We start from the raw sequence: 737 nt of genomic DNA, 5'->3' as shown, positions 1-737 counted from the left end.
GTGAGCAAAGGAATCGAAGTTTTGGCAAGATCCAGTCAAATTATGTTTATTTTGTTCTACCTATCTTCTATTTCTTTATTTATTCTTATTGTATGTGCTGGTATAATTGATTTTACAAATTTACAACCTGTATTAGAAGAAGGGATTTGGCTTCCTCTAAAAGTTGCTCTGACTCAAAATATATATTTTCCATTTGGAGAAACGGTTGTATTCTTGATGATTTTACCATACGTGAAAAATATGAGAAAAGGAATTGGATTAAGCGCTATTGGATTAACAGGCATCAATTTAATGATTACCATGATTATAAATGTCAGTGTATTGGGAGTAAGTCTTACTGCTCGCTCACAGTTTCCTCTTCTAAGTACAGTAGAAAGTATTCAGGTGGCTGATTTTTTAGAGCGTCTTGACGTGTTTTTCATGCTCACAGCAGTTATTGGGGGATTTTTTAAAATAAGTGTGTTTTTCTACGCTACTGTAATAGGTACAGCAAATTTATTTAAAATTAAATCTCCATCTAAGATATGCTTTCCCTTAGGACTTGTTCTTCTACTTTATTCTCTAAGCTTAGCAAATAATTATCAAGAACTTATACAAGACGCGCTTAAAATACTACCATTTTCTTTAAATATACATTTTCAAGTCATACTTCCTCTTTTGCTCCTTACTGTAGCTTTCTTCAAAAATAGAGCAAAGCTTAAGAAATCTGATGTCAACCTACATCAACTCTAGGCTTA

The 737-nt window shown here is 32.4% G+C and carries 1 protein-coding gene; it reads left to right on the top strand.

Features of this window, described 5'->3' with window-relative positions; all coding sequences use genetic code 11:
* A partial coding sequence (locus ACSMFO_RS40155; protein ID WP_436462538.1) for a GerAB/ArcD/ProY family transporter occupies positions 1-732 on the top strand: 732 nt, incomplete at its 5' end.
* Positions 733-737: the final 5 nt, after the last annotated feature.

Source organism: Amycolatopsis sp. w19 (assembly GCF_051373225.1).
Lineage (GTDB): Bacteria > Actinomycetota > Actinomycetes > Mycobacteriales > Pseudonocardiaceae > Amycolatopsis > Amycolatopsis japonica.
The sequence above is the reverse complement of the archived record's forward strand: the minus strand, read 5'-3'. Positions and strand labels throughout refer to the sequence as shown.